Genomic DNA, 24,432 nt, shown 5'->3' with positions numbered 1-24,432 from the left:
CAGCGTCGGGCTATCAGTACCCTTACTCTAGAAGCAGTTGAGGATTAAAGCGATAGACGGCGACACGACTCCCGCCATGGTTGGCAAGGGGCTTGCTGATTACAGACAGAGCTGTGACCAGACGCTCAAAGCATGCGGGAAAACGCGGCCGGAGCCACTGCCTCCGAGATCAGATAGCCCTGCGCGAGATCGCAGTTCAGGCGGCGTAGAAAATCCAGCTCATCGGCATGTTCGACGCCTTCAGCGACAACCTCAAGCCCGAGTTGGTGCCCCAGCTTGATCATGCTTTCCAGTGCGGCCGCCAGGCGTTCATCATCCATACAGCCACCCACCAGGGTGCGATCAATCTTCAATTCGGTGAAGGGTGTGGAAACAAGATTGTAAAGCGAGCTATACCCCTGGCCGAAGTCGTCCTGCGCCAGACCGAAGCCCATCATTCGTAACCGGCATGTTGCCGCGTAGTAGTCTGCGGCTTGCGCAGTGGTGCTCTCCAGCAACTCGAACACGGTATTGGCGGGAGTTCCGCCGTGCCTGGCAACGAATCCAACCATTTCGTCAGGCAGATTGCGGTTTTCCAGCAGGTGAGTTGGCAGGTTGACTGCGACTTTCACACGAGACCCCTGTTGTGCCCACTCACGCTGCGCCTCTATGGCTTGACGGAGAATCTCCCAGAACAATGCTTCGTCCATGTTGGCTGCGCTTATCGCGTCCATGAAGCTGGACGGACGCAGGACCCCGTGTTGCGGGTGGAGCCAGCGAACCAGAGCTTCGGCCGCGACGATACGACCATCAGCGAGCGAGTACTTGGGTTGGAACCAAGCCTTGAATTCGCCTGCCGCAAGTGCCTTCTCCAACGAAGACACGCTGGTCAGCGGCGACGAGCGCTTGGTCGAACCCGGAGCGTCGCTACGCTGGCGATGCAGTATCAGCTTGTCCAGAAGACGCCTGACGCCATGAGCCTTCACCGGCTTGGTGATTTGCTCCAGCACCGTTATCCCGTGCGCACGAGCGGCCAGGCATGCACTGTCCATGAGTTGGGGGGAGACGGAACTCATGATCACCAGTGGTGGCGGCTCTACGTGATTGGCCAGTTGCTGGATGAACTGTACGCCATCGAGGCCGGGCATCATCAGATCGCTGACCACCAGATCGAAGGATCCCAGCTCCAGCTGTCGTAATGCATCGTTGCCATCTTCGGCCACGTGCAGCTCGACGGTGCCTTCTTCGCGAAACAGTTCAAGCAGGTACTCACGCTGAAACGGCTGATCTTCGACGACTAGGATTTGGTGTAGGCGCATGTAGTGGACTCATTTGGTAAACGGCTAAGGCTGTAGCGCAGCGTCTGCAGTTCCAGAGGTTTGAGTAGAAACATGTCCATACCCGCCTCCAGGCAGCGCTCGCTTTCATTGTTCATGGCGTTGGCCGACGCCCCGATGATCGGAGTGTTACAGCCCATCTGACGCAAAGTGGAGGCCAACTCGTATCCACTCATGTTGGGCATGTTGACGTCAGTGAGCACAACATCGAAAACGCCTTCCTGCCAGCGATGGAGGGCCCGCTTTCCATCGCTGACCATATCAACGTCGCAACCCAGGCTGACGAGTTGATCGCGCAGGATCAACTGATTGATCGGGTTGTCCTCGACGACCAGCACGCGCAACCCCAGCGCCTCCTCCCGGGACTCATCAATGACACTGCTGGAGGAGATACCCTGCAGGCCTTGAGCCCTGCCGATGGCCTCGTGGATACAGAGCAGGTTGAAGCGCCCCACGTGCCATTCATTATTTTCCTGGCGAGGATGGTCACCGCCAAGATCAGATACCACAACCCGTAAACCCTTCCAGCTCGGGAAGGGTTTGCGCTCGGCGGAACTGAAGCGCAACTCCATCAGAATCGCCCTCGCGTCCTCATCGAACGTTTGATCGGGAGAAATGATCTGCGCCCTCGCGCCCCAGCGATTTATCCAGCCACATATCGACTCGGACAGTTCGCGAACCGGAGTGTGAACCAAGACCTGAGTGGCACGCAGCTTGCGCTCGACAGGCTGCTGCGTGACCGGCTGCATCGGCAGTTCGAGGAGGAAGCTGCTACCCAGACCGGTGTCGCTCACCACCCGCAGCTCTCCCTGCATCAGATCGCACAGACGCTTGCAGATCGACAGCCCGAGCCCCGTCCCTCCGGCCATCCGAGCCTGTCCCGCAACCTGATAGAACGGGTCAAAAAGATGCTCCTGCACCTCGCGAGAAATACCGATACCCGTATCCACGACCTGCCAGTACAGGCGTCTCGGCTCGGCCTTCAGGCCTTCTTCCGCCCAGACGCGCATGACGATGCGACCATTATCAGTGAACTTGACCGCGTTGCTGAGCAGGTTGTTGAGAATCTGCCGGATACGAACTGCATCGCCGATCATGCGCTCGGGTAATTTGGCATCGCAGCAGGCGTAAAGCTGTACGCCCTTCGCCCGCGCTGCTGCTGCGTACGCCTGCACCGAGTTGAGTGCCAGCTCCGTAGGGGAAAATTCGGTCAGCTCGAGGCCCAGTTGTCCGGCCTCGATCTTGGACACGTCGAGTACATCGCTGATCAACTGCAGCAACGTCGACGACGAGCGTCCGATGGCCCGCAGATAACCCGCTTGCTGGTGATCCAGTGCGGTTCGGCCGAGCAGCTCGAGCGTACCGAGAACCCCGTACAAGGGGGTACGAATTTCATGGCTCATGGTCGCCAGAAACAGCGTCTTGGCCTCATTGGCCGCATCGGAAAGACGCTTGGCCTCTGCCAGTGCCTCCTCGGTGTGCTTGCGGGCGCTGATATCACTGAAGGCGCAGCACAGCACCTCCTCATCCTTGTAGCGCGCCGCCGTGTAGCAGAGATAGAGGTGCATACCGCTGGCCGTCTTGATCTCGGTAAAACCGCCATCATCGCCATTCTCGAACGTACGCTCGAGCCACTCCAGACTCCACAGCTTGCGCGCTTCGCCTCCCCCCAGCCAAGTGTTCGCCAGACGGTTCTCCATCACCACGCTGGCATCGCGCCGACGCAGGACGCAGACCGCCATCGGCAGCGTCTGGATCATCACGCGCAAGAAGCTTTCGTTCTCGACCAACGCCACCAGGCGCTGCTGCGCCGGCTCGATCACACGTTGATTGATACGCCAGTACAACCACCAGACAAACAAGCCACCGATGATCAGCAGCAGCGCGCAGATGAACAGTTGCGGCAGAAGCGGCAGCAGAAGCTGGGGCAAATCCACGTAATAGATCAGCGACCAGTTGGAGCTACCCAGGTGCTTGAGCAGGGCCACATGACTGGGAAACCAGCCTGCTCCGACGAAAGCGAAGTTGTCATGATCCCAGACCTGACGCAAAGCCGCGACCAGGCCGGCAGATACGGAACTCCCGAGAACGATTCGGTGTTGCTGGTCAAGCAACAGATAATGCCCCGCCGAGGTCGAGTTGAACGCAGCGCTGATGTCTGCCGCGAAGATCTCGGCGCCCAGCCAACCTTTTTTTCCTTCGAGCTCCACGCGTGAGAAAAGATACTGCCGTGACTGCAAGTCCGCCGGATCGCTCAACCATCGGACATGCAGCTCCTCCCTCTCGGTTCCGGCCTGAGCGAGAAGCGCCATGACACCCGGCGGCACGGCCGCAGCCTTGGCCGACGGGCCGACCAACCGCCAGGCTTTAAGGTGCTCACCGGCATAGGCTACGTAGATCAAGTTCATACGCCGATCCTCGAGCTCCTGCAGGTCTTCGGCAGCCAGGGTCAGACGCATGGGAGACGATGAATCACCCAGAACGAAATGCGCCTGCCTGTCGTGAAGCCCTCGCGGTATTGGATCAGCGCGCACTGTATAGGCACTGTGCGTGACGTCACGACTGATATGCTCAAGCAACAGTTCACGGGAATTGATATAGGCCTGTGCTTCATACATGGCCGCATTCATCTGCCTGCGCAGCTGCGAGATCTCATGATTAAAGACGGCCGTAAAGAACATGCCGCAAGCAAAGACAAGGCACACGATTACCGAACAGGCCAATAGACGCAGCAGCTTGCGCGCGGCGTTCGGCGTCGAGAGAGAGTCTTCATGGAGCATGGTCAATTGCCTATAGGTGATTTCAATAGGCTGAGGCAATTGTCTACATCACACTATGAGAAAACTCTGAAAAACAGTCAGCTCTGCGGTACCGCAACACACGTTTACAAGCAGGCCAAGGTTGAGCGGCCAGATATCCCTGACCGGTTGAACCGCGAGCTCAGCACCGAACGACCCAACCAGGTGTGGTGCGGCGACATCACTTAGATCCGGGCACAAGGCCGCTGACATTATTTGGCGGCGGTGCTGGAGCTGCATACAAGGTGAGCAGTCAGCTGGGTGCTTTCCGCCAAGCCGGATGCAGAGCCAGTGAGCAAGGCACTCGACATGGCGTATGAACAGCGAGGCAGGCCGCTGTCCGTATTCCCATTGCAACTGCCAGCGATTGCCCACATGCGGATTGATGACTGGAACAGACTTATGACAGCGCAATCCGCTTGGGCAGGAAGATCAGGGCAAGCGACCTCCGCCCTGGATCAATCTAGGCCAGCAAAAGACAAAGGATCATATTTGAGCCACTAAAGGATTTATCTGGTGCTCATCGCTACAGCACTTGGTGCCACACGCCAACTCGCTGAACTGTTCAAGCATGAACGACCTGTCTCGCTTGAAGAAATCAAACAAACAGGACGTACCCGGGGACGCCAATGAAATCCATCAACACCGTAGAGGTATTGCTCGCCGGCACACCGGTCGGGAGCTGGTGGCCAGTCGACAGGGTATCTACTTTGCCTATCACCCACAGTGGGTAGCGCAAGGCTTCAATCTGTCGCCCCCTGGACATGGACTTCACAACCCAACCCCAGAAAGCTGCTGATCCAGTCCTTTTCGCAGGCCTGCCAGGCGCGCTTGTCGACTCCCTCTCGGACGGATGGGGCATGCTGCTAATGGATCGTTATTTCCTCGCTCGATCGGCTGGCTTACATGGCAGACAGGGGTATGGGTGCACTGGAATATCGCCCGGTACTTGAGCACGCCACCGGTGAAGATGATATTGACCTGGCCCAGCTCTATCAGGAGTCCCGGAGGTATACGTCGGATCTACCTGGCGACGTTATCGCTACGGTAACTGAACCGGTCTACGACAGCGCCACAGGTGAACACGTGTTGATCCCCCAAGGCGCCCGCCTGCTGGGCCGCTACAACAACCAGGTGAACTACGGACAAAACCGCGTGCAGGTGGTGTGGCAGCGGGTGATCTTGCCAGATACCTCATCTTTCCAGCTCGACAACCTGGTCCGTACCGACGCTGCGGGGTACGCCGGTCTCGAGGATGGCATCGACTGGCACTGGGATCGGATCGGCGCCGGCGCCGGCGCCGGCGCGGCCATGACAAGTCTTCTGGGTATCGGTGCCGAGTTGGCGGCACCGGCCAACCGCACCGACGGCGACCGCGTCATCATCGCCCTGGCCTGCCGTTACGCGTGATCGTCAACCGCGATCTGGTGCTGCGCCCCTATCAGCCTTTCTCCATCCACCAGAGGAGCCAGCCATGAGCATGACCAAGCTACGCCTCGGCCCGTCGCCGAAAACCGAAAACCTTAAGCTGACCTTCACCTGGCCCGCCATCCTGAAGGCCGACCTCGAGCGATACGCGGCGCTGCACTCGCAAACCTATGGTGAAAAAGTCGACGCCCTGACGCTCATCCCGCACATGCTGGAGGCATTCATGGCGAGGGATCGGGTGTTCCGGAGGGCCAACACGGAATCCAGCTCTTGAGATTGGACGCCTTGTCACAAGCCAGCCATCGCGATCAAACATGAAAATCGCCATTGATCAGCCCCGCAAATCGGCACTAAAGTGCCCTTAAAATCTACGTTCGGAGTAATTTACGGCATTTTATTGCCTTTACCTGTGACAACCAGTAGCTTTAAAGGCATTAAAGTGCCGGAGCCAACATGCACTCTCTCACCCTGCAACTGTACAGCGGCCATGCCTGGCATGACGCCATGCACCTCAACTTCGAGCAGCCCGAGGCAGGCCTGACAGGGGTGTGTTCTTTTGGCTATGAACAAACATATTTGCTTGAGACGCTGGAGCACATCGGCAGCCGCCTTGAGCATGCAGTTAGCGCCACAGTGCCATTGGGTTGGGACTCCTATCGGGGTACCGCTGCTCCCGCGTTCCTGCACGACATAGTACCCGCAGGCGCCGCACGCCGTTTCCTACTCCAGCGTTTGGGCGAACAGAAACCCGAGAATCTGGAACTGGACCTATTTCTGTTGAGCCGGTGCGCTCCGGCGCCAGTGGGCAACCTGCGTATCAAGGAGGCGGCACTAGCACTTCAAGGAAGTCCGCTGCTGGGTTTCTCTCGCGAAGATGTAATCAACCGCGACTCGCGCTTCCTGGAATACGCCTACGAGCAAGGTGCGGCTATCGGCGGAGCCACTGGTGCGGGTGGCGAAGCGCCCAAACTGTTGCTGACTGAAGACCGAGAAGGTGCCTTGCACCCAGATGCGGCTCTGCCGGATGCCTATGCGACCTGCCACTGGTTTGTGAAATTTGCGCGAAATCAGGCTAGACAGACCGACCAAGACATCCTGCGTAGCGAGTTCTGCTTCTACAGAGCCATTCAGCAGCTTGGCCTGGATACTGTACCTGCCGAAGGCCTGGCTCTGGAGGAAGGCCGTAAACCTAGCCTGTGGATGCGACGTTTTGACCGCCATCTTAGTGACGCCGGTGTGGAGCGCAGCGCCATGGAGTCCCTTTACTCACTGGCAGGAGTGACAGTGCCGGGCAGTTACCTGCTGCATACCGACGCTCTGAAGCACCTGGCCAGGCTGTGGCAGCAGACGGGACAAGGCGCGCAAGTTGGCGACATGATCTATGAGTATCTACAGCGCGACTTGCTCAACCAGATCCTTGGCAATTCGGACAACCATGGCCGCAATACGTCAATTTTGCGAAACAGCACGGGCCTGAAACTTGCCCCCGTCTACGACCTTGCCCCCATGGTGATGGATGATGAGGGCATCACTCGCACCACAAAATGGCCTCAACCTATAGAGGTCGCCGGCGAGGTCAACTGGCGCCAAGCCTGCGCAGCACTAGGGCAATTGACCGACGCAGATGTTCTATATGAAAGGCTCAGAGGCGCAGCGCACAGCTTCCTCGCCCTTCCCGACCTACTGAGCGATCAGGGGCTACCAAATTCCACCATGAATCATCCGCGTATTGCGCTGCGAAACCTCCAGCAGCGACTCAGCAGATGGGGGCTTGTCTAAGTGGACATCATCGAGCGCAACCGTATTCTGAACGAAATACAGACCCAACTGGCGTCGGGCGAGTTGAGCATCGGCCAGGCTGTGCGCAAGTTGCGGAAAGAAATCACCGGGTTGCAGCAGGCCCGTTTCGCGCAGATGTGCAAACTATCCCTGCGTGCCCTTCGTCAGCTGGAGCATGACGAGTCAAATCCAACCGTGCAGACCCTGAACAGCGTGTTCAATCCATTTGGGATGCAAGTCGGAATTGTACCGAAGACACGCAATCAATAGAGGCAGCCCACACTGTCCTAAAGGGTGATCGGAGCGCCCCGGATGCACGAGGATCTGCTCGACGAGGGCGAAACCGTCAGCCTGAACCGCGTTGCTCGCCTGATGGCAACTGAGCGAATTCAAGGCTGGCCACGCCGGAAGAGGCGTGGCTTTGGAAGAGTCGCCAGCGGGCGTCCAGCAGGCGTGAAAAACCTGCTGGAGCGCGATTTCAGCGCGCAGGAACCGGAGCGCAAGTGGGGCACGGACATCACGGAAATAGCCACACTGGAAGGCAAACTCTTCCTATGCGTGGTACTCGAACTGTACAGCAAGCTGGTGGTCGGTTGGTCGATGCATCACCGTCAGGATCGGCAGATGGTGATCCGAAGCAGCGCCGCTTACTACTGACCGATACCGTCATACAACTAAAACATTTAAAGCTCTTCATCGTCTTATGCAGCAGGCTACTGGAGATATGCCAAATGGCTTATCTCCAAACCTCCGCAGCCAGTGGCAGCTCATTTAGCTCAGCACGCGCCTCGCGCCAGGTTGGGTAATGCTCGGTGAGGATGGAGATGAAACGCTCGCTATGGGTAGGCTCCAGCAGATGCACCATCTCGTGAACGATCACGTATTCAAGAAGATCTTTCGGCTTCTTGATCAGCTCAGTGTTCAAGCGAATATTGCCGGCGCGATGGTTACAGCTCCCCCACTTGGTCTTCATGCGTTGCAGGTAATACCCCGTCACCTTGACCTTCAGCTTGCGCTCCCACTTGCTGATCAGCGTAGGCACCACGGCATGCAACTGTTGCTTGTGCCATGCATGCATCACCTCTGCGCGTTTAAGCGTGTCGCTACCGGGGCGCACCGTTAAGGTGATGCGTTTGTGGTCGAGCTTCACCGCTGGCTTGGCATCTTGGTACTTCACCACCATCAGGTAGCGTCGCCCCCAGATGTAGTGGCTTTCTCTCTCCACGAACTGGCGCGGCTCCTCGCGAGCCTGTGCGTCCAATTTACTTTGCTGATCACGAATCCAGCCGAGTTTTGAAATTGCGTAAGCCCGTGCCACCTCAAGCCGCGTACTGGTTGGGGCAACTAGCGTGACCCGGCCCTGCGGCGGGTGCACCGTCAGGTGAACATTCTTGATGTCCTTGCGTGTCACCGAAATGGAAATATCGCCCAGCTCAATTATCTCGTGCATCAATAGCCCGGTTGGTTCTTGATGATTTCAAAAATGGCCAAGGTTGCCTCACGGTCGCGCCCCATCAGCGGGAACAGCGCATTCAACACCTGCGCCTCACGCGCAGGGTCTCCACGCCAGGCGGCCGGGGCTGAGCCGCGCATGGCAGTATCAATAGCCAAAGCCAACTGCACCTTTTCTGCCTCATCGTGCGGGCACTGAAAAGTCGTCGCGGCAATGCTATCGAGGTTGTTGAACAGCACAGTCGCCTCGCGACGACCGTTAAGGCCCGCAGGAGAACCACCCGAGCCCTTCTGTGCTATCTGCCGCACCAACGCTTCGGCCTTACGCAGAAACTCCTCGTAAGCAGCCGCATCATCACGGCTCTGCTTGATCAGATCCTCCAGCAAACGCGACATACCCTCGTAGAACCTTGGGTCGGTCAATTGTTCACGGATGATGGTCTTACGCACGTTATTGATGATGCCTTCGGCAATCGCATCCTTGGAGAGCTTGCCCTTGGCATTGAGCTTCCTGGCGATGGCATCGTGAACGCCCGTCTGAACGATCAACTCAACCAACGAGAAGTTATCGACGGTGCTTAAAGCATCCGCGGGGTCCGCCTGGATATAGGTGTTGAGCAGGTGCCGCATATCCGCCTCGAACGGCTTGATATCCAGCTCCTCACCCGCATGCCTTTTGATTGCCTCACGCACGTCGGCATAAAACTGCACTTCAGCCTGCAGCCTACCCGCTTCAGCCTCCGAGTACCCAGCCTCGGTCAGATGCTGCGCAACGTCGGCAAACGCCCGCACGAATGAGGCCACGGCCTTGTAGAAGGCGATCCGCAGCGGTTCGCTCTCATCAAGGCCATTGGCATCGGCAGCCATGCCGCAGAAGTAATAGATGAACTGCTCGACCTCACGCGGTGGCGCCACCGGGGCACACAGATAACTCAATGCTTCACGGGCTGCATCCAGTTGCTTCTTGCCCTCAACCAGCCAGTTCTTCAACTCGACGTTATTGCTGCCACCGTTGCCCGTATCGATATCCAGCTCGTCGGAGGTGTAGACCGAGATGGCATCCTGCACATCGCCAAACAACTCCTTGAAGTCGACGATATAGCCAAAGTCCTTGTCATCACCGTCGAGTCGATTGGTGCGGCAAATCGCCTGGAACAGGTTGTGGTCACGCAGCTCGTTATCCAGGTAGATATACGAGCAACTGGGCGCGTCGAAACCGGTTAGCAGCTTACTGACAACAATCAGCAGCTTGAGATTGGCAGGCTCTTCGATAAAGCGCCGCTTGGTCTCTTCCTCGTAAGCCGTCGTGCTCTGGCCTTGCTTGAGCACGTACTGCGTGTAGGTATCGAACTTGTAGCGCTCATCACTCTGCGCTGGTTCACGGGAGATGGCGTTATGGTTCGGCTCATACGACGTGACTATGCCGCAATAAGGGCCGAACAAGGTGGTTTGAAACAAGCGAAAGTAATGACAGGCATCGTAGATGCTCGCCGCCACCAGAATGGCCGTCCCCCGGTCATTGTTCAGCCGAGGTTTCAAACTGAAGTCTTCGATGATGCTGGCGATGATGCGCTGCTTGCGCTCACCAGCACTCATCAATGCCTCCATCGTGGCCCAACGCTTACGCAGGATCGACTTCTGGTAATTGTTCAGCCCCTTGGTTCGCTGCTCGAACCAGGCATCGATGGCCTTGCGCGAGGTCAAACGCTGCGGCACATCACGCGCCTCATACTTCAGATCCAGCACCACCTTGTCCGCGACCGCCTCGTGGAATTTATAGGTGTGGATATAGGTGCCGAACACATCGCGCGTGGTCTGTTTGTCCTTGCGCAGAAGCGGCGTGCCGGTAAAGCCAATGAACAACGCCCCAGCCAACCACTGCTTCATCTGCCTGTTCATATCGCCACCCTGAGTCCGGTGGCACTCGTCTACAAACACATAAAACCGCCCATGCATGGCAGGCGGCGGCACACTCAAATCCGGCTCGAACTTGTGCAACAACGCGCACAGCAAACGCGGCGTAGTGGCAGACAGCTTCTGCACAAAATCAGCGCGAGAGGTGATACGCGGCGAAGGTGAATCAGGGCCGATAATCCCGGCATTGCGCATCACCCCGGATATTTGCTTGTCCAGCTCATCGCGATCTGTAATCACCAGAATGCGCGCGTCCGGGTCATGCTCCAGCAGCCACTTGGCGATCAACACCATCAGGATGCTCTTGCCGCTGCCCTGGGTGTGCCAAATCACCCCACCTTCTTTACGCCTTACCCGCTCCTGCGCGGCCTTCACGGCGGCATATTGATGGGCACGCGGCACCTTTTTGATACCCGCATCGAAGATGATGAAATTGCGGATCAAATCCAGCAGGCGCGACTTCTCGCACATCTGCGCCAACGGGTTATCCAGCAAATAACCCGATTGCCCCAGTTCTGCCCCAGGCAAAAGGTGATAGCTCGCTGGGATCTCCCGCTGCTTATTCAACTCAACCGGCTCGGCTTTTACCCCGTCCGCCTTCCACTCCACAAAGAACTCGGCGCGCGTGGTGGCAGTGCCATAGCGCAAGCCCTGGGAATCGCTGCCGGCAAACACCATCTGCACCGTACTGAAGAACCCCAGGTTGAAGATTGCCTCCTGGTTGCTGATCAGTTGATGGATGCCATCGGCCACATCCACCGAACTGCGCTTCAGTTCAAGCACACCGATGGCGATGCCATTGAGGTAAATCACCAGATCCGGGCGGCGCTCATGGCCGCCGCGCAAGGTCACTTCTTCGGCGATGGCGAAGTGGTTAGCGTCAGGATTTTCCCAATCGACCAGATGCACCGTCTCGTGGGCCTGGCCAACCGCCACCTGCACCGGCACGCCGTAACGCAGCAACTGATAGGTGCGCAGGTTGGCCTGATACAGCGTGATGCCCGTGGCATCCGCCGCAGCCATCAGCTTTTGCAGCGCCGCCGATATCTGCACATCGCTGTAACCGCGCTGCTTCAGGTTGGCCTGCAACAGCTCAGCTTCAATATTGCGGTTGTGCCCGCGCTTGCTCCACTCGCCCAGGTAGTCGTAACCGAGGCAGTCAGGCCGCGCTTTGTCGGTAAACAGCGCCACCACTCGGTTCTGGGTATGGCGTTCGGAGCGAGGTTGTTGAGTCATCTGGGGCATCCTGCGGTCTTCACTCGGTCTCGTGTTGGCTGGCGAGGCTATTGAGCAATACGTCGATCATTTGCTGGTGATGCTCACGTATCGCCGGAACATCCCAAGTCTCGGGCTGCATCATCAAGTGCTGCTTCACGCTGTCGAGGGTGTTCTTCAGGTAGAACGCCTTTTTTTGCTCGGGCGTGAAATTGCTCAAGCGTGAGTTCTTCTCGTGGCTGATCAGGCAAAGATTACCGAACGAGTGAAGGTCATCCTCGGCCAGTGGATCAATACCTTGCAGCGGCTTCTGCGGATAGTAATGCTCCACCGAACTGCGGAAGGTAAATTCGTAAGACTTCACCAGCTCACTCTTGCCGTGCTCAAGCCACAGCAGGTAATCCAGGAAGTTGAACACCAGGTTGTTTTCGATACTTCCGAAGCGCAGGCGCGGCATCAGCGTCTCGGCGGTAACGTCTTCGCGGCAGGTCTGGCAGACGCCCTTGTTCCCGTAAATCATCGCAAAGTATTCCAAGCCCGCCTCGGCAGCCAGAAAGCGGTCAAACACAAAGGCCTTGGCGACTGACTCCATCTGCTGCAGATAGGCCTGAGCCTCGATCTGCTCGGCGTGAAACAGGTAATGCAGTGCGGCATTGAGCCAATGTTTGTATACCAGCGTGGGCGTGGACACATGCAACGCCGACAGCAGCATCAAGATACGCCGATTGATGCCCTCGCTGCCCTCCTCCTCGCCGAAGGTATTCACATAACTGCCACGCCCCGCGCCACCCGCTGTGCCGCCCTCGTTCCACTTGAAACGTTTAAGGCTCCAACCATCCTCGCCCTGGATGAACTCGCGCTTGATCACGTACTGGTCATACAGGTATTTGCAACGCAGCAGATTGAAGGTTAAGCGCTTAACGGCCGCAGCCGGATCTGGCTGCTTCAGAACATGGATTTCAAAGAGATCGAGCAGGCGTTTGTCATCAAGCGCAATTCTTTCCCGAGCCTCAACCTGCAATACATGCAGCAAAAAGTTGGGGAAGTTGATCACCGTATTGAAGCGCTCGGGCGCTTCTTCACCGTTACCTTCTTTTTCCGCAGTGACTGGCGACCTGCTGATGATGTCCGTGAGGGACAACTCAGCCCCCACCTTGAAGCCCACCTCGCGCGTACGCTGCAGCGCAGCGCTCAGCTCATCAAAGTTCGCGGGCACCAACTGGCCCCAATCCTTCTCAGCAAAAACGCTGCCGCGCTGGCTGGGCGTAAAGCCCATCTGCACGTAGCGCTCCATATTCGCGCAGGCTTCCCAGACCGTGTGCAGGCAGTTCTGGCTGTGCGGGCAGTCCTGCAACGTCTCCATCATCCGTGCCTTGAGCACCTCGTGCTTCTCTAGCTGCTCGCCACGGTTGTTCATGATTTCGAAGTAATGGTTCAGGTCCGTATCCGCCGGCACCTTCACGCGCATGATCTGCACGTAACGAAACAGGAAGTCCGCGAACTGCTGCGCTGAAACCCCGTTCTCTTTGAGCTTGTGCGGCAACACCTTATGGATCAGCCGATAGCCATTGAGGATGCCGGTATTGATCTGCTGTTCAGCCAGCCCCTCGGCAGGGTCATCCTTGAAACGCCCCTCGAAGATGGCCGCAAAGGTCGCCCGCGAATGCTCGCGGCTATCGAAGTGGATGCTCAGGTTTGCATACCAATCGAGGTCAACCGCCTTGCTGTTCTTCAGGTAGGAGGTCAACAGCGACAGCGTTGTCAGCCGCTGCTGACCATCGATGGTCTCGAACACGGGCGTTTTGCCGTCCGCGCGCTCATACACCACCAGGCTGCCGATGTAGTAATTGCGCGCAAGCTTATCTGGCTTAGGCAGGTAGTCGATTACGTCCTGAATCAATTGGGTGATCTCACCCTCTTCCCAGGCGTAATTGCGCTGATACATCGGGATAACGTAATCATCACAGCCGCCGAGTAGCTGCCGGATGGAAAGCTGGGTGATGGCCTCACTCACGGTATTTCATCTCCCTGAATAGCGCCTCGATTGCCTCGGTCTTGGTCGAATTGCTGCTGGTGAGTGATTTCAGCGGTTGATTGATAACGTCCGCCGGGCGAGTGGCGTCCTTGATCACCCGGAACAGATTATTCGCCAGCACGTAGTTATCCATGCTCGCGAGCTGCACCACCTGCATCTGCAAACGCAGGCTGTAGGCCCAGATAAAGATTTTCTCGATGGCCCGCGACAGCTCCGCGTGGCCGAACTTGTCGATGTAGTAGATCAACAAGCAATCGAACATCGCCCGCACGTAGCGATCACCCGTGCGGGTTTTCGCCGGGTAGTTATCGAGCACCGCCATGATCCTTGGTGCGAAACCATCGAGCGCTGCATCTCCGCCCCGCTCATGTTCATTCCAGGGCTTGGCGCTGATGCGCGCCACCTCGTTCTGGTAGTGGCTGATCAGCTCGAAGAAGCGCCGACCGTTGATGATGATTTGATCCAGATGGAAGGGAAAAGCCATCTCCCGCGTATCGATCTTGCGCTCGTACTGGCCGTTGTAGTGATCGACAAAATGGTGGGCGATGCGCAACTGCTCCACATAGGGGTAGCTGGCGACCGTATCGAGATTCACGCCCTTGAACAGGTCGCTGTCGTCCTTGCTGAAGTAACGCGCCGACGCCCCTTTCGACCAACTGCGGATGCGGTACAGGTACTGCGCAAACAGCGTGGCCAGCTCCTGGGTCTTGGTGTTTTCCCAGCGCGCCACCGTGGCGACCTTCAAATGCTCGTCACGCGGGCTGAACTCGCGCAGGTGGTAAGCCTTGAGCAGATCATGCGGCTCCAGATCGCGGCCCCGTGCGTTCTGCGAGTCGAAGAACTGGAAGGCCTCCGACACATCCGCCAGCTCCACCGCCACCACCTGGCACTTGTGCAGAAAGAAGTCGATATGCGCCTCGGTAAAGTCCGCACGACTGACGATGCGCGCCACCTCAAGGTAATTGCTGTGGATGTTCTTCTGCGAAATCTCGCTGGTAAAACGGGGGTCGACCATTAACGACTCAAGCGCGAACAAGCGCTCTTGCAGGTCGTCACTCTCCAGCGCTTGCGCCTTGCAGCGCTGAATCAGCGCACGGGCCGCCAGCAACAGGCTGATGGTGCGCTGCTGGCCGTCGACGATGTTCTTCTTCTCGCCCTCGCGGTGAAACACAATGGTGCCCAGGCGGTAAGCGGACTTGTCCTTATGGATGGCAATATCGGCGAACAGTTGGTTGATATGCTTGCCCGTCCACTTGTACGGGCGCTGGTATTGGGGGATCACCAGCGTCTGATCAGCGAGCAGCTCATATACGCTGATGATGGTGCTGGGAAGTTTGGTCGTCTGCGGTCGTTGATTGGCGTCCATGCTCAGGTCGGTCATACCAGGCGCGTCCTTCCGGTGAGCAACTCTTGCATCATGCCTTGCTTAAGGGCGCGGGTTTTGGCCAGGAGCTGTTCCAGCGCGACGAGTTCTGCGTCCATATCGGAAAGCACGGTGGCGATGGCGATTTGTTCGCAGGCAGAAGGAAGCTTCAGACGAAGCGCCTTCATATCTTTGTTAGTAATCTGGTTAATTGTTGCACCGATATTGTCGCGAATCTGCCGCTGAATGCTTTCAGATTGAAAGGCATGTGAAATGAATCGCCAGTGCGTTGTGCGATACACCGTCATGAAAGCTCCAAAGGTTGTCCCCGCAGCGCATTCGTCGATCACGGCGCTCTTACCTATGAGCGTTCGACTGCCATTTCGCACGCAAACAAGAATGTCACCTGGCCTAGTCATAAGGCGATCATTAACTTCAAGATCGACATAAACGTTGCTCTCGTATGCCAGTCGTCCTCCTTGAATATTCGATGAGCGCAGAACAAGAAGTCCATATTCGACAACATTATCTGGACGGTAAGTTAAGCCGATGACGCACTCGCCAATCGCCCCCAAAGTGGTTTCTTCCCACTCCCCGCTAAATCCAGGGAGGCGAGTCTGGCCGGTGAGGAGTTGCTGCATGGCGGCTTGTTTGAGGTCGCGCTTCTTGGCGATAAGCCGCTCCAGCGCACCCAGCACCGCATCCATATCACTCAACGCCGTTGCGATGGTGCGCTGTTCGGGGAGGGGTGGAACGCTGAATAAAAGTGCTTTGAGCTGAGAGCCCGTAATCAGTGGCTGACCAGAACCAAAAACGAGGCTGTTCAGGCGCTTTGTCTCTAAGAGTCGCCAGAAGAAAGGCAGTGAGTAACCACGGCGCAGTCGGAGAATTATCGTATTATCGGTAACTCCATATTTCCCGGACACCAAGTTCAGTTTTCCTGCGTTCGCACCGACTCGGGCAGCGAGGATCGAATCGCCTTCGTATTCAGGTTGCTCAGTGTAACCAATAACACCAGTCGATCCGTGAACGGGATACGTTCCGTGGACCGCGCCGGAACTTGACTTTCCAGAGGCAACAGTCGTCGTCAATGAACCCAACGCGACGACCTCCCACTCCTCCGGAATAACCCCAATTTCCGTCTGCTTGTAACCCGGCCTCACTTCCATACCGCCCCCATCTTTTTCAGATGTTCGTCCACACGGCTGGCCAGGGTGGCGACTTCATCGGCGAGCTGCGGCAACGGGGTGGCATAGCGCTCACTCAGCTCACGAATACGCCCGGTCAGAGTTTGCGACACACGATCCAGCTCACCCTGCACGGCGACGGTCAGGGTGGCCAGCCACTTGTCGTCCACCACCAGGGTTTTGATTTCGGCTTCGCTCAGTTGCGGGTATTTGCCGTGGATCTTGTTGTCGAGGTCTTCCTCAGCCTTTTTCAGCTTGGCCTTGAGGGCGCTTTGCTGGTCGAGCAGCTTGGCATAGTCGGCCAGTACCTTGAGTTCGTCCTCATAGTCCGGGTCGTTATCGATCTCACGCTGGCGGGCCTTGATGGCTTTGGCGGTGACCTTCTGCTTGTCGCCATCACCTTCGACCACTTCGCTGAGCGAGCCGTCTTCGCCACTGTGCTCTTCGAGCAGCTCGCTCAGGCTTTGCTCGATGCTGGCCAGTTGCGTTTGCAGCCCTGCAATGGCATCACGTTCAGCACTGAAGTAGCGGGCAACCAGCAGCTCCACCGGAATCAGGTCGGACTTGAAGCGGCGCTTGCCTTGGCTGTAGTCGTGCTTCTCGGCCCAGACCAGCTTGCCATTCTTGTCCTTCACCTTGTGTAGCTCACGCACCGCCGCGCCCGCCTTCCAGCCGTCGGCGCTGATCAGATAGCAGTCGTCCTGCATGGCCTCGGCCCAGTAGTCCATCAGGTGCTGGTAGATGTCGTAATGGTCGAGCAAGGGCGCCTTGGCAAAGGCGCTGAGCAGGTCTTCCGAGAGTTTGAAGATCAGCTCCTTGGGGTGGCTGCTGGCGGCATCGGCCGCAAAGCCTTTGAGCAACGGCGTGCTGCTGGCCAGCCATTGCTTGAACAGTGCATCCACCTCGGCCTTGAACGCCGAGAACTGCGGGTGGCCGAAGATCACCGGTTTGACGTCGCGATTGACCAGCTCGAAATAGCCAGGATGGCCGGCGGGCTTGAACAGCGCCGCACGCAGCTCAGGCATCACCTGCCAGTAGCGGTCCAGGGCATCGATATCGCGCTCGGGGATGCCGCCGCGCAGGTGGCCAAGGATGTCCTGAATATCCTCCGGCTCGGTGCTGTCGATATAGCGCGGCAGGTTGAGGTTGAAGTCGTTCTTCGGGTCGCCGATCTCGTCGAAGCCGACCATGCGTGCGTAACGCGGCACATCGACCATGCGCGTATAGGTATCGACGATCTTGTGTACGTCCTGGTCGCGCAGGCGGTTTTTCGGGCCGTCTTTGATAAAGCCTTTGGCGGCATCGATCATGAAGATGCCTTTGCGCGCGGCGGCGTTCTCTTTATCCAGCACCAGGATGCAGGCGGGAATGCCGGTGCCATAAAACAGGTTGGCCGGCAGGCCGATGATGGCCTTGAGGTAGCCGGAGCGCACCAGCTTCTCGCGGATCACCGCCTCGGCATTGCCACGGAACAGCACGCCGTGAGGCAGGATGCAGGCGGCTTTGCCGGTATTTTTCATGGAACGGATGATGTGCAGCAAGAAGGCATAGTCGCCTTGCTTGGCCGGCGGCTCACCCCAGGCAAAGCGCTGGTAGGGATCGTTGGCGGGCGTCAAGCCAACGCTCCAGGTCTTGACCGAGAACGGCGGGTTGGCCACCACGTAGTCGTAGGTGCGTAGCTGTTCGTTATCCTTGAACTTGGGCGAGGACAGCGTGTTGCCCTGCAGGATGTTGGCCGTCGGGAAGCCGTGCAGAATCATGTTCATGCGGGCGAGACCGGCGGTGGTCACGTCCATTTCCTGGCCTTCCAGGGTGATCGGCTTGCCAGCCTGATCGGCCACCTTCAACAGCAGCGAACCGGAGCCGCAGGTCGGGTCATATACCGTGGTGGCGCTGACTGAATTGGCCGGCGTGATGCCAATGATCTTGGCGATAACGCGGCTGACCTCGGACGGGGTGTAGAACTGCCCTTTGCTCTTGCCGCTTTCGCTGGCGAAGTGGCGCATCAGGTATTCGTAGGCGTCGCCGAGGATGTCGTCGTTGTCGGCGCGGTTCTTCGAGAAATCCAGTTCGGGCTTTTCGAAAATAGCGATCAGGTTACTAAGCCGCTCCACCATGTCCTTCCCTTCGCCGAGCTTGCTCGGGTCGTTGAAGTCGGGGAAGTCACTGCGGGCCAGCCGGGCGTTGGCATCGATCAGCGGCTGGATGATCTGCGTATTGATCTTGTCGCCGATATTGGGCTTGCCCTTGAGGGCGACCATGTCCTTGAAGCTGGCACCAAAGGGGATGGTCACCGGTGGCGCGAAGTCATCCGAGTTGCCGTACTTGTCGGAGATGTACTTGATGAACAGCATGAACAGGACGTAGTCCTTGTACTGGCTGGCATCCATCCCACCGCGCAACTCGTCGCACGAAGCCCAGAGGGAGGAGTAAAGGTCGGATTTCTTGATAGCCACGAACAATCCTTGCTGGTCTAGAAAACGAATGCACAGGCACACCCTTTAAAGGCCTCGGCGCTTAGCCTCTGCTTGGGGTTGTGCCGCGTAACGCATTTGAATGAATGATCTTTTTTTGCCTGCGATCAGCCTGCAAACATTATCCACTTCGGCTGAGCCGAGCCAGCTTGGCGCAACCTTCCGATACGCAGCAGTTCGACAGGACAACCCAGGAGAGGCACCTTCACTTAAGCGAGCCAACAACGGCTGCGAAAAAGTGAGCCAGTTACCGTGTTAAGCACAAACGGGCACCAAACGGGCACCAGAAATAGGTTAGTGACATTAACTCAAAAACTCGCAGGCATAAAAAAATCCAGTCACTGCTAAGTGACTGGATTTTCTAGGGTTTTTTGGTCGGGACGGAGTGATTCGAACACTCGACCCCTTGCACCCCATGCAAGTGCGCTACCGGGCTGCGCTACGCCCCGACGATGCTTCCAGATGACCGAAAGCGGGAGGAACTATACATTAAGCTTTTGAAATAAGGCAACTTTTTCTTGGCCTTACTTCTTCAGCACGTGCAAAACATCCTCGAGCTCGGCGATCATCTGCTTGATCAGTTGACGATACTGGGTGGTGTCGTCTTTGGCTTCGTCACCAGAAAGGCGCTGGCGTGCGCCACCGATGGTGAAGCCTTGATCGTATAGCAGCGCACGAATCTGCCGAATCATCAGCACATCCTGACGCTGGTAATAGCGACGGTTACCCCGCCGCTTTACCGGATTCAACTGCGGGAATTCCTGTTCCCAGTAACGTAGAACGTGGGGCTTGACCGCGCAGAGTTCACTGACCTCACCAATGGTGAAGTAGCGTTTGCCGGGAATTGCCGGTAGTTCGTCGTTATGACTTGGTTCCAGCATAGGCCTCGACCCTGGCTTTCAATTTTTGCCCTGGACGAAAAGTGACCACACGGCGAGCCGTGATTGGAATCTCTTCCCCTGTTTTCGGGTTACGGCCGGGTCGCTGGCGCTTGTCGCGCAAGTCGAAGTTGCCGAACCCGGACAGCTTGACCTGTTCGTTCAGCTCAAGAGCCTGGCGGATCTCTTCAAAAAACAGCTCCACCAGTTCCTTGGCTTCCCGTTTGTTCAGGCCGAGCTCTTCATACAGACGTTCCGCCATTTCAGCTTTCGTCAGAGCCCCCATACGCTACTTCCTTAACGTGGCGTTGAACCTTTGTTCGAGGCAGGTGAGGATATTTTGCGTAGTAGTACTCACCTCATCGTCATTAAGAGTGCGCGATGGATGTTGCCAGGTCAAGCCGACGGCAAGGCTTTTTCTAAGCGGATCAATGCCTTTACCGTGATAGACGTCAAATAGCTTGAGGTCCGTCAGCCATTCTCCCGCCGTTTCACGGATTGCGCCCAGTACAGCCTCGGCCGGCTGCTCGCGGTCAACCAGCAACGCCAGGTCACGACGCACTTCTGGGAAGCGCGACAACTCGCTGAATACAGGCATGCGGCCAGCAGCCACTTCGGCCAGCACCAGCTCGAAGAGGAACACGGGCTGATCCAGGCCCAAGGTCTTGGCAAGCTCTGGATGCAAGGCACCGATGAAACCGACCAGGCGCCCTTCCCGCTCGATGCGGGCAGTCTGGCCCGGATGCAGAGCAGGATGCTCGCCAGGCACGAAGCTGAAGGCATCGGCCGCACCGGCATAACCCAGCAGCGCCTCGACATCGGCCTTCAGATCATAGAAGTCGACGTTATCGCGACTGTTGGCCCAGCCTTCGGGCAGGCGACTGCCAGAGATCACGCCAGCGAGCATGGCTTCCTGCTGCAGACCTTCCAGCTGACCGACAAAACGCAAGCCGCTCTCGAACAGGCGCACGCGCAACTGTTGGCGATTGAGGTTGTGCTGCAGCGCCTTGACCAGCCCTGGCCATAGCGAGGAACGCATGGCGGCCATATCGGCAGAGATCGGGTTGGCCAACTGCAGCGGTTCTACGCCAGGGGCGAACAGCTCGAACAGCTTGGGATCGATGAAGCTGTAGGTGATCGCTTCCTGATAACCACGGGCGACCAGCAGACGGCGCAGCGCCGGCAGTTCGGCACGCGCCTCGCCCTTGGTCTGCGGCGCCAGGCGAGCTTGCGGGTAACGCACTGGCAGACGGTTGTAGCCATACAGGCGACCCAGCTCTTCGATCAGATCCACTTCCAGGCTGATATCGAAGCGATGACTCGGCACGCTGACCAGCCACTGGCCGGCACCCTGAGCACTGACACCGAGGCCAAGCGCAGTGAGCAGACGCTCGACCTCGGCGCCATCCATGTCCATGCCCAGCATCTGGCTGATGCGCTCGGCACGCAGAGTGATAGGTGCCACGTTCGGCAGATCGCTTTCACTGCTGACTTCGATGATCGGACCGACTTCGCCGCCGACGATTTCCAGCAGCAACGCAGTCGCGCGCTCCATCGCTTTGCGCGCCAGTTGCGAATCCACACCACGCTCGAAGCGGTGCGACGCGTCGGTGTGCAGGCCATAGGAGCGGGCCTTGCCGGCAACGGCGATGTTGTCGAAGAAGGCGCTTTCCAGGAACAGGTCGCGAGTCTTGTCGCTCACGCCGCTGTGCTCACCGCCCATCACACCGGCGATGGCCAGCGCGCGACCATGATCAGCGATGACCAGCGTGTCGGCACGCAGGCTGACTTCCTGACCGTCGAGCAGCACCAGCTTTTCGCCCTCTTCCGCCATGCGCACGCGAATGCCGCCATTGATTTCGGCGAGGTCGAAGGCGTGCATCGGCTGGCCCAGCTCAAGCATCACGTAGTTGGTGATGTCCACCGCCGCGTCGATACTGCGAATATCGGAACGACGCAGCCGCTCGACCATCCACAGCGGGGTCGGACGGGACAGATCAACGTTACGGATAACGCGACCGAGGTAACGCGGGCACGCCTTGGGTGCCAGCACCTCGACTGGGCGTACTTCGTCATGCGCAGGAGCAACGGTGTCGATAGCGACTGGCGAAACTGCAGCGCTGTACATGGCACCGACTTCGCGGGCCAGACCGGCGAGCGACAGGCAGTCACCGCGGTTGGGGGTCAGGCCGATCTCGATGCTGGCATCGTCCAATTGCAGGTAGGTGCGAATATCGCTGCCAACCGGCGCATCGGCCGCCAGCTCCATGAGGCCGCTGTTGTCTTCGCTGATCTGCAACTCGGAAGCCGAGCACAGCATGCCCTGAGATTCCACGCCGCGCAGCTTGGCCTTCTTGATCTTGAAGTCGCCCGGCAGTTCGGCGCCGATCATGGCGAACGGAATCTTGATGCCGGCACGGGCATTGGGCGCACCGCAAACGACCTGGAAGGTCTCGGCGCCATTGCTCACCTGGCATACGCGCAGCTTGTCGGCGTCCGGGTGTTGTTCGGCACTGAGGATCTCACCGACCACGATGCCACTGAAGGCGCCGGCCACCGGCTGTACCGCGTCGACTTCGAGGCCGACCATGGACAGGCGCGCGACCAGATCCTCACGGGATACATCGGGATTCACCCAACTGCGCAGCCACTGTTCACTGAATTTCATGTTGTCCGTTCTCCTTGACGGGCATGCCGCGTAGGCACCCACATCATGCAAGCCTGCGCGGCATACCCCCCCTCATCCGGCGCTTTGCGCCACCTTCTCCCGTGGGAGATGGGCTTGAGAGAAGCGTCGCTACGCGACTGTCACGCTAAATTAATTCGATCATGAGGGGCAGCTGCTAGCGAAATTGCGCCAGGAACCGCAGGTCGTTATCGAAGAACAGGCGCAAGTCGTTGACGCCATAACGCAGCATGGCCAGACGTTCGACCCCCATACCGAAGGCGAAACCGGAGTATTTTTCCGGGTCGATGCCGCTCATGCGCAACACGTTCGGGTGCACCATGCCGCAGCCCATCACTTCCAGCCAGCCGGTCTGCTTGCACACGCGGCAGCCCTTGCCGGAGCACATCACGCACTGCATGTCGACTTCGGCCGACGGCTCGGTGAAGGGGAAGAAAGACGGACGGAAACGCACGCCCAGTGGTTTTTCGAAGAACACCCGGAGGAACTCCTCGATGGTGCCCTTGAGGTCGGCGAAGCTGATGTCCTCGTCGACCAGCAGGCCTTCGACCTGATGGAACATCGGCGAGTGGGTGATATCGGAGTCGCAGCGGTAGACGCGGCCGGGGCAGACGATGCGAATCGGCGGCTGCTGCGATTCCATGGTGCGCACCTGAACCGGAGAGGTGTGAGTGCGCAGCAGCATGTTCGCATTGAAATAAAAGGTGTCATGCATCGCCCGCGCCGGGTGGTGACCGGGGATGTTGAGCGCCTCGAAGTTGTGGTAGTCGTCTTCGACTTCCGGACCCTCGGCCACGTTGTAGCCGATATGGGTGAAGAACTGCTCGACACGCTCGAGCGTGCGGGTGACAGGGTGCAGACCGCCAGAGGCCTGACCACGGCCAGGCAGGGTCACGTCGATACGCTCGGACGCCAGCTTCTCGGCGAGCATGGCCTGCTCAAGCACGGATTTGCGGGCATTCAGGGCGTCTTGCACCTGATTCTTGGCAGTGTTGATCAGGGCGCCAGCCTGCGGACGCTCTTCGGCCGACAGCTTGCCCAGAGTCTGCATCAGGGCGGTCAGTTCGCCTTTCTTGCCAAGGTACTGAACCCGGAGCTGTTCCAGGGCATTGACATCTTCACTTCGTTGCACGGCCTCGAGCGCTTGCGAGACCAATGCATCCAGATTTTCCATTTACAGACTCCAGATACGAAATAGGGGAAGAGCTGTTAAGGCTCTTCCCCTATCTTTGACGTTGCCACCGGGCGAGCCCGGTGATTGTCGGGGGACTTAAGCCAGAACGGCCTTGGCCTTCTCGACAATCGCAGCAAACGCCGCTTTTTCGTTCACTGCCAGATCAGCCAGAACCTTACGGTCGATTTCGATCGACGCTTTCTTCAGGCCAGCGATCAGACGGCTGTAGGACAGACCGTTGACGCGAGCACCAGCGTTGATACGAGCGATCCACAGTGCGCGGAACTGACGTTTCTTCTGACGACGGTCACGGTAGGCATATTGACCAGCCTTGATGACAGCCTGCTTGGCAACACGGAACACACGCGAACGAGCGCCGTAATAGCCCTTAGCCAGTTTCAGAATCTTTTTGTGACGAGCACGAGCGATAACGCCACGCTTAACACGAGCCATGAGTAATTACCTCTAAGTATCTTGACCGATTAACGAACGCGCAGCATGCGCTCGACTTTAGCTTTGTCCGACGGACCGATCAGCGAGCTGCCACGCAGCTGGCGCTTACGTTTCGTGGACATCTTGGTCAGGATGTGGCTCTTGAAAGCGTGCTTGTGCTTGAAGCCTGTAGCAGTCTTCAGGAAGCGCTTCGCAGCGCCGCTCTTGGTTTTCATTTTTGGCATGTTTTGTACTCCGCATTCATTAACAACTGATAACCATCAGGCCTGCCAGTGCCCGG

The 24,432-nt window shown here is 57.9% G+C and carries 17 protein-coding genes, 1 tRNA gene and 3 pseudogenes; 6 read left to right on the top strand and 15 right to left on the bottom strand.

Features of this window, described 5'->3' with window-relative positions; genetic code table 11:
- Nucleotides 1–125: 125 nt before the first annotated feature.
- Nucleotides 126–1,298: an EAL domain-containing protein gene (locus GV002_RS07780; RefSeq protein ID WP_160017780.1), complete on the bottom strand. Its 1,173-nt coding sequence runs from the start codon at nt 1,296–1,298 to the stop codon at nt 126–128.
- Nucleotides 1,277–4,096, bottom strand: coding sequence for an ATP-binding protein (locus GV002_RS07775; RefSeq protein WP_160017779.1), 2,820 nt, complete (start codon nt 4,094–4,096; stop codon nt 1,277–1,279). The genes GV002_RS07780 and GV002_RS07775 overlap by 22 nt, the downstream gene beginning before the upstream one ends.
- A 96-nt stretch (nt 4,097–4,192) precedes the next feature.
- Here GV002_RS07775 and GV002_RS07770 point away from each other — a divergent pair.
- The 6 genes and pseudogenes from GV002_RS07770 to GV002_RS07735 all read left to right on the top strand — a co-directional run.
- Nucleotides 4,193–4,459, top strand: a pseudogene (locus GV002_RS07770) (DDE-type integrase/transposase/recombinase); the annotation flags it as partial.
- 672 nt (nt 4,460–5,131) lie between these two features.
- Nucleotides 5,132–5,592, top strand: a pseudogene (locus tag GV002_RS07755) (TrbI/VirB10 family protein); the annotation flags it as partial.
- Nucleotides 5,589–5,816 carry a DUF2274 domain-containing protein gene (locus GV002_RS07750; protein WP_160017778.1) on the top strand — a complete coding sequence of 76 codons (228 nt, stop codon included), beginning with the start codon at nt 5,589–5,591 and terminating at the stop codon, nt 5,814–5,816. The pseudogene GV002_RS07755 and the gene GV002_RS07750, both read left to right, overlap by 4 nt.
- A gap of 179 nt (nt 5,817–5,995) precedes the next feature.
- Complete coding sequence (locus tag GV002_RS07745; protein ID WP_160017777.1) at nt 5,996–7,321, top strand: type II toxin-antitoxin system HipA family toxin; 1,326 nt, start codon at nt 5,996–5,998, stop codon at nt 7,319–7,321.
- Complete coding sequence (locus GV002_RS07740; protein WP_160017776.1) at nt 7,322–7,591, top strand: helix-turn-helix domain-containing protein; 270 nt, start codon at nt 7,322–7,324, stop codon at nt 7,589–7,591. It abuts the gene before it with no gap.
- A gap of 27 nt (nt 7,592–7,618) precedes the next feature.
- Nucleotides 7,619–7,960, top strand: a pseudogene (locus GV002_RS07735) (IS3 family transposase); the annotation flags it as partial.
- Nucleotides 7,961–8,057: 97 nt separating this feature from the next.
- On the opposite strand, the gene GV002_RS07730 reads toward GV002_RS07735, so the two are convergent.
- The 13 genes from GV002_RS07730 to rpmI all read right to left on the bottom strand — a co-directional run bounded on the left by GV002_RS07730 (nt 8,058) and on the right by rpmI (nt 24,376).
- Nucleotides 8,058–8,771, bottom strand: a complete 714-nt coding sequence (locus GV002_RS07730; RefSeq protein WP_160017775.1) for a M48 family metallopeptidase — start codon at nt 8,769–8,771, stop codon at nt 8,058–8,060.
- The gene (locus GV002_RS07725) at nt 8,771–11,923 is read right to left on the bottom strand and encodes a type I restriction endonuclease subunit R (RefSeq protein WP_160017774.1); all 3,153 of its coding nucleotides are present in this window, start codon (nt 11,921–11,923) and stop codon (nt 8,771–8,773) included. Before GV002_RS07725 ends, GV002_RS07730 begins: the two co-directional genes overlap by 1 nt.
- 19 nt (nt 11,924–11,942) lie before the next feature.
- Nucleotides 11,943–13,916: a DUF262 domain-containing protein gene (locus GV002_RS07720; protein WP_160017773.1), complete on the bottom strand. Its 1,974-nt coding sequence runs from the start codon at nt 13,914–13,916 to the stop codon at nt 11,943–11,945.
- Nucleotides 13,909–15,318: a DUF262 domain-containing protein gene (locus GV002_RS07715; RefSeq protein ID WP_160017772.1), complete on the bottom strand. Its 1,410-nt coding sequence runs from the start codon at nt 15,316–15,318 to the stop codon at nt 13,909–13,911. The genes GV002_RS07720 and GV002_RS07715 overlap by 8 nt, the downstream gene beginning before the upstream one ends.
- Entirely contained in the window at nt 15,315–16,469 is a 1,155-nt protein-coding gene (locus GV002_RS07710; RefSeq protein ID WP_160017771.1) for a restriction endonuclease subunit S, read from the bottom strand. The genes GV002_RS07715 and GV002_RS07710 overlap by 4 nt, the downstream gene beginning before the upstream one ends.
- Nucleotides 16,460–18,943: an N-6 DNA methylase gene (locus GV002_RS07705; RefSeq protein WP_160017770.1), complete on the bottom strand. Its 2,484-nt coding sequence runs from the start codon at nt 18,941–18,943 to the stop codon at nt 16,460–16,462. Before GV002_RS07705 ends, GV002_RS07710 begins: the two co-directional genes overlap by 10 nt.
- 390 nt (nt 18,944–19,333) lie before the next feature.
- A tRNA-Pro gene (locus GV002_RS07700) sits at nt 19,334–19,410 on the bottom strand.
- A gap of 75 nt (nt 19,411–19,485) precedes the next feature.
- On the bottom strand, nt 19,486–19,842 hold the full coding sequence (locus tag GV002_RS07695; RefSeq protein WP_013716019.1) for a MerR family transcriptional regulator: 357 nt from the start codon (nt 19,840–19,842) through the stop codon (nt 19,486–19,488).
- A complete protein-coding gene (gene ihfA / locus GV002_RS07690) occupies nt 19,823–20,125 on the bottom strand; it encodes an integration host factor subunit alpha (RefSeq protein ID WP_003243414.1) in 303 nt (100 codons plus the stop codon). Before ihfA ends, GV002_RS07695 begins: the two co-directional genes overlap by 20 nt.
- A 3-nt stretch (nt 20,126–20,128) precedes the next feature.
- Nucleotides 20,129–22,507, bottom strand: coding sequence for a phenylalanine--tRNA ligase subunit beta (pheT, locus tag GV002_RS07685; RefSeq protein WP_160017769.1), 2,379 nt, complete (start codon nt 22,505–22,507; stop codon nt 20,129–20,131).
- A gap of 175 nt (nt 22,508–22,682) precedes the next feature.
- Complete coding sequence (gene pheS / locus GV002_RS07680) at nt 22,683–23,699, bottom strand: phenylalanine--tRNA ligase subunit alpha (protein WP_143511364.1); 1,017 nt, start codon at nt 23,697–23,699, stop codon at nt 22,683–22,685.
- A gap of 96 nt (nt 23,700–23,795) precedes the next feature.
- The gene (rplT, locus tag GV002_RS07675; RefSeq protein ID WP_003461224.1) at nt 23,796–24,152 is read right to left on the bottom strand and encodes a 50S ribosomal protein L20; all 357 of its coding nucleotides are present in this window, start codon (nt 24,150–24,152) and stop codon (nt 23,796–23,798) included.
- A gap of 29 nt (nt 24,153–24,181) precedes the next feature.
- Nucleotides 24,182–24,376, bottom strand: coding sequence for a 50S ribosomal protein L35 (gene rpmI / locus GV002_RS07670; protein ID WP_003461222.1), 195 nt, complete (start codon nt 24,374–24,376; stop codon nt 24,182–24,184).
- Nucleotides 24,377–24,432 lie beyond the last annotated feature (56 nt).

Source organism: Pseudomonas sp. 8O, from assembly GCF_902506495.1.
GTDB lineage: Bacteria > Pseudomonadota > Gammaproteobacteria > Pseudomonadales > Pseudomonadaceae > Aquipseudomonas > Aquipseudomonas chaetocerotis.
The sequence above is the reverse complement of the archived record's forward strand: the minus strand, read 5'-3'. Positions and strand labels throughout refer to the sequence as shown.